At 44.2% G+C, this 14,535-nt stretch carries 14 protein-coding genes and 1 tRNA gene; 8 read left to right on the top strand and 7 right to left on the bottom strand.

Annotation, left to right across the window (positions count from 1 at the left end):
• Positions 1-27: 27 nt before the first annotated feature.
• Entirely contained in the window at positions 28-921 is an 894-nt protein-coding gene (locus N4597_RS09375) for a DMT family transporter (RefSeq protein WP_260903592.1), read from the top strand.
• Positions 922-994: 73 nt separating this feature from the next.
• On the opposite strand, the gene N4597_RS09380 is transcribed toward N4597_RS09375, so the two are convergent.
• Positions 995-1,846 carry an Rpn family recombination-promoting nuclease/putative transposase gene (locus N4597_RS09380; RefSeq protein ID WP_260903595.1) on the bottom strand — a complete coding sequence of 284 codons (852 nt, stop codon included), beginning with the start codon at positions 1,844-1,846 and terminating at the stop codon, positions 995-997.
• A gap of 189 nt (positions 1,847-2,035) precedes the next feature.
• Entirely contained in the window at positions 2,036-3,085 is a 1,050-nt protein-coding gene (locus N4597_RS09385; protein ID WP_050610704.1) for an aldose epimerase family protein, read from the bottom strand.
• A 425-nt stretch (positions 3,086-3,510) separates the two neighbouring features.
• Between N4597_RS09385 and N4597_RS09390 the strand changes: the two genes are divergently transcribed.
• Entirely contained in the window at positions 3,511-3,813 is a 303-nt protein-coding gene (locus N4597_RS09390) for a hypothetical protein (protein ID WP_050610703.1), read from the top strand.
• Positions 3,814-3,933: 120 nt separating this feature from the next.
• On the opposite strand, the gene galE is transcribed toward N4597_RS09390, so the two are convergent.
• Positions 3,934-4,935: a UDP-glucose 4-epimerase GalE gene (gene galE / locus N4597_RS09395; protein WP_089145142.1), complete on the bottom strand. Its 1,002-nt coding sequence runs from the start codon at positions 4,933-4,935 to the stop codon at positions 3,934-3,936.
• A 199-nt stretch (positions 4,936-5,134) separates the two neighbouring features.
• Between galE and N4597_RS09400 the strand changes: the two genes are divergently transcribed.
• The 4 genes from N4597_RS09400 to N4597_RS09415 all read left to right on the top strand — a co-directional run bounded on the left by N4597_RS09400 (position 5,135) and on the right by N4597_RS09415 (position 9,713).
• Positions 5,135-5,860, top strand: coding sequence for a GntR family transcriptional regulator (locus N4597_RS09400; RefSeq protein WP_056976537.1), 726 nt, complete (start codon positions 5,135-5,137; stop codon positions 5,858-5,860).
• A 153-nt stretch (positions 5,861-6,013) separates the two neighbouring features.
• Positions 6,014-8,383 carry a phosphoketolase family protein gene (locus tag N4597_RS09405; protein WP_172583983.1) on the top strand — a complete coding sequence of 790 codons (2,370 nt, stop codon included), beginning with the start codon at positions 6,014-6,016 and terminating at the stop codon, positions 8,381-8,383.
• A gap of 399 nt (positions 8,384-8,782) precedes the next feature.
• Entirely contained in the window at positions 8,783-9,061 is a 279-nt protein-coding gene (locus N4597_RS09410) for a hypothetical protein (RefSeq protein WP_170091496.1), read from the top strand.
• A 61-nt stretch (positions 9,062-9,122) separates the two neighbouring features.
• Positions 9,123-9,713, top strand: a complete 591-nt coding sequence (locus N4597_RS09415) for a histidine phosphatase family protein (RefSeq protein WP_167589794.1) — start codon at positions 9,123-9,125, stop codon at positions 9,711-9,713.
• 41 nt (positions 9,714-9,754) lie between these two features.
• On the opposite strand, the gene N4597_RS09420 is transcribed toward N4597_RS09415, so the two are convergent.
• Positions 9,755-10,939 (bottom strand): MFS transporter, encoded by a 1,185-nt coding sequence (locus N4597_RS09420; protein ID WP_260903603.1) that lies wholly within the window; start codon positions 10,937-10,939, stop codon positions 9,755-9,757.
• A gap of 134 nt (positions 10,940-11,073) precedes the next feature.
• Between N4597_RS09420 and N4597_RS09425 the strand changes: the two genes are divergently transcribed.
• Complete coding sequence (locus tag N4597_RS09425; protein WP_260903606.1) at positions 11,074-11,919, top strand: aminotransferase class IV; 846 nt, start codon at positions 11,074-11,076, stop codon at positions 11,917-11,919.
• Positions 11,920-11,961: 42 nt separating this feature from the next.
• Here the strand turns inward: N4597_RS09425 and N4597_RS09430 are convergent, their stop codons facing one another.
• Positions 11,962-12,807, bottom strand: a complete 846-nt coding sequence (locus tag N4597_RS09430) for a DUF72 domain-containing protein (RefSeq protein WP_101812203.1) — start codon at positions 12,805-12,807, stop codon at positions 11,962-11,964.
• 68 nt (positions 12,808-12,875) lie between these two features.
• On the opposite strand from N4597_RS09430, the gene N4597_RS09435 reads away from it, so the two are divergent.
• Positions 12,876-12,947 (top strand) — tRNA-Asn (locus N4597_RS09435).
• 97 nt (positions 12,948-13,044) lie between these two features.
• Here the strand turns inward: N4597_RS09435 and N4597_RS09440 are convergent.
• Together N4597_RS09440 and N4597_RS09445 are read right to left on the bottom strand one after the other, a co-directional pair.
• The gene (locus tag N4597_RS09440; protein ID WP_260903608.1) at positions 13,045-13,890 is read right to left on the bottom strand and encodes an SDR family oxidoreductase; all 846 of its coding nucleotides are present in this window, start codon (positions 13,888-13,890) and stop codon (positions 13,045-13,047) included.
• Positions 13,883-14,275: a MarR family transcriptional regulator gene (locus N4597_RS09445; protein WP_260903611.1), complete on the bottom strand. Its 393-nt coding sequence runs from the start codon at positions 14,273-14,275 to the stop codon at positions 13,883-13,885. The genes N4597_RS09440 and N4597_RS09445 overlap by 8 nt, the downstream gene beginning before the upstream one ends.
• Positions 14,276-14,535: the final 260 nt, after the last annotated feature.

Consider the following 14,535-nt stretch of genomic DNA (forward strand, 5'->3'; position numbering starts at 1 on the left):
GATATTGCTTAAGAAAGAAGGATTAATGTGACTAAAAAAGCTAGCTTAGGAATCGTCTTTGCCACTAGCGCCGCCATTTTATGGGGCTTTACCGGACTGTTATCCCAATATCTTTTCAAAGAAACGGACGTCTCAATTGGGTGGCTGATGGGGGTTAAAACGCTCATCTCAGCTTTTATCGTCTTACTGGCTGCCTACCACACAGAAGGTAATAAACTTTTTGAAGTTTGGCGGCACCCTAGCGATTACTTACAAGTGGCCGCCTATGGTTTAGTCGGGCTGGCCGGAGTCCAACTAACTTATTCGCTTACCGTCTATGACAGCAACGCCGCCATCGCAACCATCCTTCAAACCCTCGGGGTGGTCGGGGTTATTATCTATTCCGCCTTAGTTTTCCACCAACGACCACGGCGGCAAGAATATCTAGCTGTAATCATCGCCTTAATCGGGACCTACCTTTTAGTAACCCGCGGTCATGGGCTAAATATTGCATTAAGCCCGGCTACCCTGCGCGACGGGAGCCTCTTGGTTCTGTGCGGCACCGGGTTAGCTGTTTTACCGGTTGGACTATTGAAAAAATATAGTTCGCTCACAATCCTTGGTTGGGGCTTGTTAATTGGGGGCATTATCTTTGAAGTCGGCCACCCCTTTTGGGTAGGCCTACCAACATTTTCCTTGATTAACACTAGCTGCATTATTTTAATCACCCTAATTGGGACGACCCTCTCTTACCTCCTCTTTCTCCACAGTATGAATTATATTAATTCAACCGTGGCAGCCTTACTTGATACCTTCGAGCCACTAACAGCTGCGATCGGTACCATGCTTTTCTTTAACGCTAGTTATAACTGGGCCGAATACTTGGGCAGTTTCCTAATCTTAAGTACCGTCTTTATCCTAGCCGTTGGTAAGAAAAATTAAGTCCAAACTAAAGCCAGCTTTCCTGTGCGTAAAGGAAAGCTGGCTTTAATTCTAGCTTAACGGCAAGTCCGCATTAAGCTTGCTGATAGTATTTGGCTAACATCTTATCGGCAAAATCCTCATCAAAGAAGTCAATTAAATCTGCTCTTAATGAGTCATAGTCTTGCTCAGTAGATATGGCTTTTTTGATTAACTGCTGGGCAAATTTTTCCTGCATAGTTATCGTGTTCTGTTCCACTGCATAATCTACACGGTCTTGGACCCAATCTTTTACTAACATATAACAATCCCTCCAGTCGTTTCTTCTTTTAGCTAACTTTACTGCGTACTTAACTTCCCTGACAAAATCCGTTCTCCCTGCGGGCCGACCGGCAACTAAGTCGAAGAAGTCTTGTAATTCCTCACTACAGCCGGTCATGTCCCCGTAGGGGTTAAGAATTAAGGAGACAAACCCATCCTTAAACTTAAGCTCATTGACCCCGTTTGGCACCAAGTTGACCTCGTAAAAAGAATTGCCTAGCCGGTACCAATCAAATAAACAGATGAAGATCACATAAGTTTTGGGAATCTCACCGTAACTTTCCCGGGGGTAGAGGCGCTCCGTAATCATGGTGGAGTGGTAATACAAGATGCGTTGCATCAGATACTTTGGCCGGATGGTTTGCATCTCAATATCAAACATCTCACCACCTTCACCGTAGGCGGAAATATCTAAGCGGACGTCTTTAGCATCGACGTTAGCACTAAGCCCATCCTGGGAACGAACGTAGACTCGTTTAATCTTTAGCTGGGGTAAGGCGGCCTTAATCAGTTGTAAACACAACTGGGGTTGGGCCATCAACTTGCTAAAGATGTAGTCATTACTGATATCCGACTGCTCCCACTCCTCTAAAAAATGGCGCCGTCTATTGTTGTAATGTTTCATGGAAACATCTCCTTTAGTTATTATATGAGAAGGCCATCTGAGATGGTATCAAAATGACCCCTCACTATATACATACGCAGAAATGCCTCAATTTATTTTTTCATTTTTTATTTTTTAGCATTTTCTAATAAAAAAGGGCCCCTAAGTTTGACCTTAAGGACTCTAATAATTATTTACTTAGCCAACCAGTTATTCTTTAGGTAAGACGTTGTCATAGGCAAATTGGATTCTGTAAGTTTTCTTTCCTTGACGTGGTAACACAATGTCGCCAAAGTTAGCTTGGTTGATAGCGTCTGGTAAGGTTTGCGCTTCTAAAGCGATTCCTTCGCCCCCGATTGCTTCTTTGCCATTATCCCTAGAGAAGTAAATCCCTGGTTCGATTTCATGCATGGTATACATCACCAAGCCATTCCGATCTGAATCAATTGTAACTTGATCGCCACTTTCATCATCCCGTAATACGGCAATTGGCATGGTTGCCTTCCCTGGACCGTTGACTACAAAGGCATCATCAAACCCATGGTTTTCTGCGATTGCCACTTGTAAGTTCTTCATCTTTCTAAAGTCATAAGGACTAGCTTCAACATCTTTTACCCGGCCAGTTGGGATTAATTCATCATCAGTTTCTAGGTAACCATCACTGTTGATTTGTAAGCTGTGGGTTGATAAATCTTGTCGGTTACTCAAGTTAAAGTAGACGTGACAAGTTGGATTAAAGAGGGTATCAACCTCACCACCCAAAGCGCTATAAGCAATCGTTACCCGGTTAGAATTATCCAAAGTATAGATGACAGTTGCCAGGATATCACCTGGAAACCCATCGATTGCTTGCCGAATCTTTTGTTGGAAAATGACACTTACACTGCTGTCATTACGTGAAGTCGTGTACTTCCAGTTAGTATGATTGAAGCCGTGTGGCCCCCCGTGAAGACAGTTTCCCTTCTCATTTTGCGGTAGCTGTATTTCTTTACCGTCTAATCTAAAGCGACCATCCTTAATGCGCCCAGCCACCCGGCCAATTGATTGGCAAGTGCACAAGCCGTTAGCATAGTAGTCTGCTGGCTTGTCAAAACTCAAAAGCAAGTTTTTCTTAGACCCATCTGCTTGGGGAACGGAAAATTCTTGCCAAGTTGCTCCCATCGTCAAACAAGAAATGGAGACCCCATTATCGTTTACCAACGTAACCTTAGTAACTAAATGTGTTTTGTACTTTTCAACTTCTGTTCTGTAAATATCCATAGTAATTAATTCCCTCCGGATAATATTTCAAGCAATTCTACCCCCTTATTTTAGCGCAAAATCGCTTTAAATAATAGCGTTTACATAAAATTAGTTAGATGAGTTGTAAGCAACCAAAATTGGTCTAGTTTGCGTTTTTGTACGTATTTTAAAATAAAAAAAGATAAATAACGATTTTTATTAGCGTTTTATCTTAATCAGTCACTTATTCAAGTTAATTTCCAGCCAATTCTTTCAGCCAAAACTTTGATTTAATCATCTTTTTAGATTAGAAGCAAAAACTACTTACAATCACTCACGGATAATGATTTGTAATTAAATAATTATTTTTATAAAATAAACACTTGAAATATCGTTTTCATAGGTGTATGGTATATTTATCAACCAAAGTTGAGTAAGTTTGCTACTGAAAGGGAGATGTTCTCATGAACGAAACAATTATTAAAAAACTCGAATCAAGAATGACGGAAGCTAAGGCCTGGCGCCTAGAAAATAGTGAAACTGGCCACTTTTTAGATGTGGTCTTCTCACTTAACCTGGAAGACAAGATGAGAAATAAGCGTAATTTTTCGTTCAACCGCTTCGAATCCGAACAGTTAAACGAATTATCGAAGTTGGTTCCCGCTTTGGAGAACGACTACCGCTTAGAACTTAACTCAACTAACGTTGGCTTGGGCTATCTACCTGTTTCTGTTGATTCAGCCCAATCACTACTACAAGAAGTCTAGTTTTAAAATATCAATTCAAAAGGCAACCTTGCTACAAAGTGTGGTAAGGTTGCCTTTTTGCTAGCCTCCATAAAAAATTACCCGTCCAAGTCAAAAACCTGGACGGGTAATTTTTAGAGTTTATTTACGGTCATCGTAACCGTTTGGATGAGTTGAGTGCCACTTCCAAGCAGTTGCGATAATCTTTTTAATGTCATCAAATTCTGGTTGCCAACCCAAGACCTTGCGAGCCTTATCAGAGGCAGCAATTAATGTATCAGGATCACCGCCACGACGACCAGCGATTTCGGCAGGGATTTCCTTGCCAGTTACTTCCCGCGCAGCCTTAAGGATTTCTAAGTTAGAAAAACCAGTGGATGAACCTAGGTTAAAGGCATTTGATTCATTACCTGCTCTTAGGTAGTTGACTGCTAAGATGTGGGCATCTGCTAAGTCGTATGGGTGAACGTAGTCACGAACGTTGGTCCCGTCTGGCGTATTGTAATCATCACCAAAGATCATCAACTTGTCGCGCTTACCTTGGGCAACTTGTAAAACGATTGGCAATAAGTGGGTTTCTGGCCCGTGGTCTTCCCCGATGGAACCATCTGGCTTAGCCCCAGCCACGTTAAAGTAACGAAGCGCTACGAACTTAGTTCCGTAAGCCTTATCAGCCCAGGCCATGATTTTTTCCATCATTAACTTACTTTCACCATAAGGGTTGATTGGGTTTTGAGGATCATCTTCATAGATTGGCATCTTTTCAGGAATCCCGTAAGTAGCGGCTGTAGATGAAAAGACAATCTTATTAATCTTAAACTCGTTCATTACTTCTAGGAGTTTAACCATTCCGGCAGTGTTATTGTCGAAATACTTCAAAGGATTAGTCATTGATTCGGCCACCAAAGAGAAGGCAGCAAAGTGAATCACCGCGTCGATTTCAGGATTTTCTGTGAAGACCTTGCGCATGAAATCCTTATCCGCTAAATCACCTTGGTAAAACTTAGCTTGGGGATTGACCGCAGCTCTGTGCCCCGTAACTAAACTATCAACCACAACTACTTCTTCGTCAGTAGTATTAACTAAACGATCTACAGTGTGGGAACCAATGTAACCCGCACCACCTAAAACTAAAATAGACATTATGTCCTCCTATTCTAGAAAAGCCCCCTACCAAAAGGGCTTTCCTGCAAAATCTACAGGAGATGGATAAATATCCAACCTCTTATATTCTACCAGTATCTTGGAGCATAAAAAAGCATTTTCACAATTTTACTTGTGAAAAATTAGAAGTTGTGGTTACAATTACATTAGCTAATTATTTCAAAAAGGAGGTGGACTCATGGCTGAACTAGTCTATCAACAAGTAATTAAAGACTTAAAAAAGCGCATCTTTGCTAACGAATTTTCAGATATGCGCCTCCCAGACGAACGCAGTTTGGCAGAAAGCTACCAGGTTAGTCGCAGCTCCATCAAACGGGCCTTAGCAAAGATGGCTAACGATGGCATCATCTTTAAAAAGCGGGGGTCGGGCACTTTTATCAACCCCCTCTACCTCAAAAATGAATCGGTCTTTAACTACGAAGCCGCTAGTAATCTAGGGGTTACCGACAACTTTCAAATGGATGGTAAAAAACCAACCACCAAGGTCTTAAGTTTTGAAGTCACCCTCCCCTCTAAGGAATTGCAACGCGATTTATTCTTAAACGAAGAAGATTTCGTCTATAAAATCGTGCGCCTTCGCTCTTTTGGGGCGACTCCCTTCATGATTGAGACAGGCTACATCCCCATTAAAATCATGCCCCAGTTAAGTCGCAAGGACATTGAAAATTCCATTTTCAAGTACCTAGAAAAGCAGTACAAGCAGTCTGTCACCAAGTCGTTTATGTCCGTTTTTGCTGAACCTTCTACCGAAAACGACCGCGAACTCCTAGGGTTACAGGTCAACGAACCGACTGGAATTATGGAAGGGATTTTCTTCTTAGATAACGGTACCCCCTTTGAATTTTCTCACATGCGCTTGCACTACAAGTATTTAAAATTCAACACCTTTGTCTCGGTTCACTAACACTGGCTCCATTAACTTGGGGTCTGTTTTTTTAGCCTCATTTTTTAAATTGGGACGGTCCAATTTAAAAATAGGTTGACATTTATTTTAGAAAACGTTATTATCAAAGTGTAAAAAATTAGGTTAAGCTTTAAATCAAAGGAGCGACAAAAAATGACAGTAGATTATTCATCTAAAGAATATTTAAATAAACTCGATGCTTACTGGCGCGCAGCTAACTACGTCTCAGTTGGGCAATTATACTTAAAGGACAACCCCCTCTTACGTCGGCCCTTAAAGGCTAGCGACGTTAAGGTCAAGCCAATCGGTCACTGGGGAACTATTGCCGGCCAAAACTTCATCTACGCCCACTTAAACCGGGTAATTAATAAGTACGACTTGAACATGTTCTACGTAGAAGGACCTGGGCATGGTGGTCAAGTGATGGTGTCTAACTCCTACCTCGATGGTTCGTACACAGAAATTTATCCAGACATTACTGAAGACGAAGCCGGAATGAAGAAACTCTTCAAGCGCTTCTCCTTCCCTGGCGGGGTCGCTTCTCACGCCGCCCCAGAAACACCAGGCTCCATCCACGAAGGGGGCGAATTAGGTTACTCCATCTCACACGCAACGGGGGCCATCTTAGATAACCCTGACTTAATCGTTGCTGCTGTCGTTGGTGATGGGGAAGCCGAAACTGGTCCACTTGCTACTTCATGGCAATCTAACAAGTTCATCAACCCAATCAATGACGGGGCGGTCTTGCCAATCTTAGACCTCAATGGGTTCAAGATTTCTAACCCAACCATCCTTTCCCGGGAATCAAACGAAAACTTACAAAAGTACTTCGAAGGAATGGGCTGGCACCCAATCTTTGTCGAAGGCGACGACCCTGAAAAGCTCCACCCATTGATGGCCCAAGCACTGGACCAAGCAATCGAAGAAATTAAAGCTATCCAAGCTAACGCCCGCCAAAACAACGATGCTAGCTTACCTGTTTGGCCAATGATTATCTTCCGGGCACCTAAAGGCTGGACTGGTCCTAAGACTTGGGATAATGTTCCAATCGAAAAATCATTTAGGGCCCACCAAATTCCAATTCCAGTCGACCAAAACGACATGCAACACGCTGATGCCTTGGTTGCCTGGTTGGAAAGCTACCGCCCAGAAGAACTCTTTGACGAAAACGGGACATTGAAGGCCGAAATCAAGGCCATTGCCCCTAAGGGTGACAAGCGAATGGCGGCTAACCCTCACACCAACCCCGGTAAGTTAATCCGCGACCTGGTTAAACCTGACTTCCGCAACTATGCGGTTGATACTACCGTTAAGGGGCAAACAGTCGCTCAAGACATGACCGTCTTAGGGACTTACCTCGAAGATGTTGTTAAGGAAAATGCGGCTAACAAGAACTTCCGTATCTTTGGACCTGATGAAACCATGTCCAACCGCTTAGCCCCACTCTTTAAGGAAACTAACCGGCAATGGTTAAGCCCTATTAAGGAACCTAACGATGAATTCTTAGCTCCAGCCGGACGCATCATCGACTCCCAGTTATCAGAACACCAAGACGAAGGTTTCTTGGAAGGTTACGTCTTAACTGGCCGTCACGGTTTCTTCGCTAGTTACGAAGCCTTCTTACGTGTGGTTGACTCCATGTTAACGCAACACTTCAAGTGGTTACGTAAAGCTAAGGAACAACCATGGCGGACTTCAGTTCCATCCTTAAACGTTGTCGCAACTTCCACCGTCTTCCAACAAGACCACAACGGCTACACCCACCAAGATCCTGGTATCTTAGGTCACTTAGCTGATAAGAAACCAGAGTTCATCAGAGAATACTTACCAGCTGATGCCAACTCATTATTAGCCGTCTTTGACAAGGTCTTAAACGACCGGGATAAGATTAACTTAATCGTTTCTTCTAAGCACCCACGGCAACAATTCTACTCAGCCGCCGAAGCTAAGGAATTAGTCGACAATGGCTTGAAGATTATCGATTGGGCTTCAACAGATAAGAACGCTAAGCCAGATGTAGTCATTGCTGCCGCCGGAACTGAACCTAACTTAGAAGCCTTAGCAGCTATCTCCATCTTGCACGAAAAATTACCTGACCTGAAGATTCGCTTCATCAACGTGGTTGACCTCTTGAAGCTCCGCTCACCTAAGGTTGACCCTCGGGGCTTAAGCGACGCTGAATTCGACGCTTACTTCACCAAGGACGTGCCGGTAATCTTTGCCTTCCACGGTTACGAAGGCTTAATCCGTGACATCTTCTTTGACCGTCACAACCACAACCTGTCCATCCATGGTTACCGTGAAAACGGTGATATCACCACCCCATTTGACATGCGGGTCTTGAACCAAATGGACCGCTTCGACTTAGTCAAGGCTGCTGTATTAAGCTTGCCTGACGCTGACAAGTACGGACAAATCGTGGCAGAAATGGATGCTAAAGTGGCTAAACACCACCAATACATCCGTGATGAAGGTACGGACCTGCCAGAAGTTGAAGCTTGGGAATGGAAATCCTTAGAATAAAAATTAGAAAATTTTACTAATCTGCGGCTAATGATGGTAACTAAAAGTGGTACTAACAATAATGTTAGTACCACTTTTTAGTATATTTAGAAATTTAATTTTTGAGAAAAGCCCTTCAATGGATTAGACTTAGGCAAAAACCAACTAATAACTAGCTAACAAATGATGATAATTCGGCTTTGCTACTTTATCATCACTTTTGAAACTGTTATTATAAAAGTAAATAATTTTAAGAGAGGTGACGCAAACATGTACCTAATCATCGCTAATTTCTTTGCTACTCGTTGGTATACTTTTTTCCTAGCTTTCTGCTATATCTTTTTAATGTTTGTAGTCACACATAAACTACGTTTTCGTTGGGCTTGGCGGTGGTACACCATTTTAGAGCAAGTCTGTTTTATGAGCTACTTCATTTTTGAATTGGGGCGCCTGATGACCATTCAAAATCTCACCAAGTCGGTCGCTATTTACCGCTTGGCTTATATTGTGCAATTATCCTGGTTATTAATCTCGGTTCCCTTTTTCGTAATCTTGCTCTACCGGATTTTTACCCACGAATACTTCAAGACCCTGAATACTTTTAGCAAGGTTTTCCTAGCCTGCGCACTCCTAATCATTAGCGGAGTTAGCGTCTACCTAGGTGCTTTAGCTAGTAGCATGCTTTACTTTTCAATTTAGACTTGTTAAAACCTCCCTAACTTGCTATGCTGTAGAAAAATAGTCAGTGGGAGGGTTTTTTATGACCAAATTGTATATCGTCCGCCACGGCCAAAGCCAAGCTAACGCCAACGGCATCTTACAGGGAAGCAAGGTTGACACCCCGCTAACCCAAACGGGCATCAAGCAAGCCTTTGCTACTAAGGAAGCTTTAAGTGACGTAAGCTTCTCTAAGGTAGTTGCTAGCCCCCTACTTCGTGCCGCACAAACTGCTACCATCATCGCCGGGGCCGACCGCACCATCACCTTTGACCCCCGCCTAGTCGAATATGACTACGGTAACTGGGACGGGATGCTCGAAGCCGATGTCTGGGCTAAATTTCCCCAATACTTCGATGCCAAGCATAACTTGCTCCCTAATTCCTGGGAAACTTCTGGCGGTGATACCTACGACGAGGTTAAAGCTAAAATTGCCGCCCTCTTTGGCGATTTAGTTGCTAAGTATCCTGATGAAGCAGTCCTAGTTGTCTCACACGGCTTTACCATCAAGTTAATGCTCGACTACGTCCTCGGGATTAATAACCTGGTTAATATGAATGAACCATTAAACGCAGCGGTTAGCCTGGTTGAATTGACCGACTCCAGCCAAACCCTCGTTTATTTCAATCGTTAATAAATAAAGCCAACCCGATTAAGTTCGAGTTGGCTTTATTATTACTGTTGCTTAATGCCTGCTTGCTTTAATAGGTAAAGCAGCATAAGCATTGAGACTAGAGTTACTAGTGCTAAGACTAGGAGGTAGGTCGCAAATAAGCCACTGCCGAAGGCCTGGGCAATATAACCAAATAAGATTGGGAGCAATAACAAGCCACCTCCGTAAGAGAAGGCTAGCTGCAGGCCCATTACCGTTTGGGAGGCCTCTTTACCAAAGTGAACCGGAGTTAGGGCTAGCAGGTTAGGGTAAAGCTGGCCGTTACTAAAGCCTAATAAGAACAAGGCAAACCCTGCTACTAACTCAGGTAATGGTAAAAATAAGATTCCAATTGCCACGATGGTTAAGCTAACACTTAGTTTAATTAAGGTCCAACACCGCCAGTAATTAGCGGCAATTCCCCCAAAAAATCGGCCACTAGCCATCCCCACATAATAAAGGGTAATCAATCCGGCAGCTAGTTCCGGGCTCAAATTTTTAGCGTTAACCAGGTAGGTACTCCCCCAAGAGCCGGTGGTAATTTCGATGGCCACCGACCCCATAAAGACCAAGCAGGTTGTTAACACTAACGGCTGTTTTAAAAGCTCCATTAAGCCTGGGTGGCTGTGCACGGTAGCTTTTTCTTCCTTAACCTCTGGGTGAACCTTTTGCCACAAAGGAAATGACAGCACAATAATTAGGGTAATCGCTGCTTGGATATAAAAGGCCCACCGGTAACCCGCCCGCCAATTATTGTGGTCCTGTAAGGCTAGGGACATAATCGCCGGACTCAGTGAGACCCCGATTCCATAAAAGCAGTGTAAAAAGTTCATCTGACTGGGGTGATAGTGCAAGGCCACGTAGTTATTTAGGGCCGTGTCAATCGCACCAGCCCCTAGGCCGAGCGGAATTCCCCACAAGCAGAGCCACCATAAATTAGGGGCGTAAGCAAAGCCTAGCAGCCCAGTAGCAGTCAGCGCCGTACTTAAAGCTGCGACCTTAGCCGTTTTTAAGCGGGCAATAACACTGGGAGCCACTAGGCTAGAAACAACCGTCAGCCCCGAAATCACAAACGAAACGTAGTTAGCACTTGCTAGGCTAACCCCGAATTCCTTGTAGATTACCGGCCAAGCTGGCCCAAAGAGCGAATCCGGAATTCCTAAGCCAATGAAACCAATATAGATTGTCAATAATAATAAAACTGCCATGATATCCTCTCTTTTAGTTTATTACTATCCATTGTAACAAATGTCGCAATGGTTTGACAAAGACCCTTAGAAAACCTTAAAATTAGGATATTCAAATGTTTAGCTCTATGTTTTCTCATAAAGGAGGATTTTTTATGCAGATAGTTGGTTACTACAACGGGACACTCGCTCCCCTAGACGAATTAATGATTCCTGCTACTGACCGGGCCTTGTACTTTGGGGATGGTTGTTATGACGCAACGACTTTCAAAAACAACGTCGCCTTCGCCCTAGAAGACCACCTCGACCGGTTCTACAACAGTTGTCGCCTATTGGAAATTAAATTTCCGCTAACAAGAAGCGAACTCAAGGACAAACTCTACCAAGTCATTGACGCTAACGAAAGCGATACCGGGATTTTATACTGGCAAACCTCACGGGGCAGTGGTCTTAGAAACCACCTCTTCCCAGAAGATAGTCAACCTAACCTCCTTATCTTCACGGCCCCTTTCGGCTTGATTCCTTTTGATGCCGAATTCAAGTTAATTTCACGTGAAGATACCCGCTTCTTGCACTGTAATATCAAGACCCTGAACCTCTTACCTAACGTTATTGCCAGCCAACGGGCTAAAGAAGCTGGCTGTCAGGAAGTGGTCTTCCACCGCGGAGAACGGGTAACTGAATGTGGCCACTCAAACATCTTGATTTTAAAGGATGGCGTCCTTTGCACCCCACCAAGAGATAACTTGATTTTACCTGGGATTACCCTCAAGCACCTCTTGGAACTAGCTAAGGAAAATAACATTCCTACTTCCGAAGCGCCTTTCACCATGGACGACCTCAGAGCTGCCGATGAAGTGATTGTTAGTTCCTCAGCTTGCTTAGGCATTCGGGCGGTTGAACTTGACGGTCAACCAGTCGGCGGTAAGGATCTAGCCACCTTGCAGGTCCTCCAACAAGCCTACGCTAAGAAATACGAAGCAGACGTTCAAAGTCGTTAATAACTAAAACAGGTCACTCCCAAATGGAAGTGGCCTGTTTTTTTACAAGAGATCTAATTGTTCTGGGGGCATCTTTCCCAACCCGCTAAACTCTAAGCCTAACATCTCTTTAAAAGCCAGGGCGTTAGGGGCAGCATCGCCAGCCGAGTTATTGTTAAAAATAACTACTACCTCTTCTACCTGGGCTTCAATTCTTAGGACCTGTTCTTTTAACCAGGCCAACTCCTGCTGACTATAGGAGTAAAGGGTACGTTTCTTGCGCCAATCAGCCCCTTGATTAGCCCAGCCCCTAGCATTTCTCCCGTGCAGTCTAACCACCGCTAATTTTGGATTAGTCGCAGCCAGGACAAAGGGGACCGAAGCTTGGGTATTGGTTGGTTCATCGGCTGCCACCAAGCTGTATTGATACTGCTGACAAAACCTAAGTAACGAGTCCTTTACCCCAGGAGCATACCAGGATTGGTGCCGCAATTCTAAGGCTAAGGGCAAGTCGGCCAGTAAACTGCGAAAATAACGGAGGTAGGCCACATTTTCCTTAGTGGCCGTGAAGGTCGGTGGAAATTGAACCAGGACCGTCTTCAAGTGGTTAGTCGCCACTAACGAATCCACACTTTGGCGAAAAGCACTAAAGGCTTGTTTTAACTCCAAGCCAGCTAACTGTTCCCCCGGATGGCGGGTTAAAGCTTTAGGAACCTTGGGGATAAAAGAAAAGCTAGGTGGCACCTGACTCAACCAGTTTGCAACCGTACTTGCTCGTGGTAAGCCATAAAAGAAGGTATCGACCTCGACCAAAGGTAGGTGGGCGGCATACTCTTCTAGGGTTACGGGCCGGTTTTCGTTAATAAAAGTTTGATGTTCACTCCAAGTTGTTAGCCCTAATTCAATCAAGACAAATCACCTCAAAATCATTGACGTAAGCGGTTGCTTATGCTATAAATATGGTAAGAAATAAATCTTGCTCAGTAGTTCAGTGGTAGAATATCCGACTGTTAATCGGCAGGTCGCTGGTTCGAATCCAGCCTGAGCAGTCCCTGACTAAAGCTAGTAGCTGTCTTTCGGTTACTGGCTTTTTTACTATCTTTCAGCATAACAACAGCCCTTGTTAAAAACAAGGGCTGTGCTCAATTAATCTTGATAATCGATACTTTGACTCAACTCGGCGTTAGCGTTAGCAACTTGAATGACTTCTTCAATCTTGCTTTGTAAGGCCATTAATGCCCCGGTCCCTAAGTAAAGTCTAGCCGGTGGATTAGGCATCGCCACTACCTTTAAGATTGCTTGGGCTACTAAAGCCGGATCACCATTTTGGTTGTGATTAAGCCGACCTAAGCCGGCTAAGGTTTGATCAACCTCAGAGTATTGCCCCGTTTGGTTAGCCGGCTTTCTGAGGGAACTTTCATCTAAGAAGTCTGTCCGCACGCCCCATGGGCACAAAGCCGTCACCTTGATGTTAAAAGCCGCAACCTCTTGGGCCAAAGCTTCACTCATTAATGTGACCGCTGCCTTACTTGCAGAGTAGATGGACTGGCTAGGCCCCGTCACCGTGGCCGAGATTGAAGACAAGTTAATGATGTGCCCCGCCTTTTGCTTACGCATCTGTGGTAAAACCGCCTGGGTCATGCTCATTAACCCAAAGACATTTACGTCAAAGTTAGCCTTGACTTCGGCTAGGTCCATGTCTTCAAAGGCACCTAAAATTGCGTAACCAGCATTATTGACCAAGACATCAATCCGGCCAAACTTATCAATCACTTCAGCAACCACCCGCTTGATGCTTGCTGAAGTAAAGTCCATCTCCAGCGCTAAGAAGGAGTCTAGCTTGTCCGGTAACTTTGCTTGCACCTTAGCGGTTAGCTTGTCCGGTGTCCGTGAAGTTCCCACGACTACCATCCCCTTAGCCAGGCCGGCTAAAACCGTTTCAAACCCAATCCCCTTTGAAGCACCCGTTACAATCACCACTTGCTTAGTCATTAAAATTCCTCCCAAACTCAGTTAAAATTCCTTTATAGTTAGTCAACACTAAATCTAGCTGGCGGCGCGCTTCTTCTAAGACGCGTTCGCCTTCAGTTGTCAAATTAATCCTAATACTGCGCTTATCTTCTTGACCCTGCGTGCGGGTAATCACATTACAGGTTTGTTCAAACCGCACCAACATCCGCGACGTGGCATTAAGACTTAGACCCAACTTCTGGCTTAAATCACTCACCCGCAAATCTCGGCCCGCGTTTTGCTTTAAGAAGTGCAAAACGTAAAACTCGTTCAGGCTCACGGCTGGAGTCATTTGCCCCAATTTTTCTTCTAACTCAGAGCTTACCTGCTGCGTAAACTTTTGCAACTTTAACCAATTCTCAATCATTTAAATCCCCCTTAATAAAATGACGGCTTATCATAGTGGGTATTAGGTTTTCCCACCCCCAAGCTTTGTCTATAATACTTAGTGTCTTCAGTTTCCATAATTGCCAAGATGGCAGCAACCACGCCTTGGCGGGAAACCTCTGCGTCCGCAAATTCAGCCCCACTTGGAACTAGTTCATTAATCTAGGGCGGGATACCAGTGGTTTTAACCTCTGGAGGGATAGTCCTCACTTTAGATTCGTTAGAATCTACTTTTTACCC

It is taken from the genome of Ligilactobacillus agilis (assembly GCF_025311475.1).
Taxonomy (GTDB): Bacteria; Bacillota; Bacilli; order Lactobacillales; family Lactobacillaceae; genus Ligilactobacillus; species Ligilactobacillus agilis.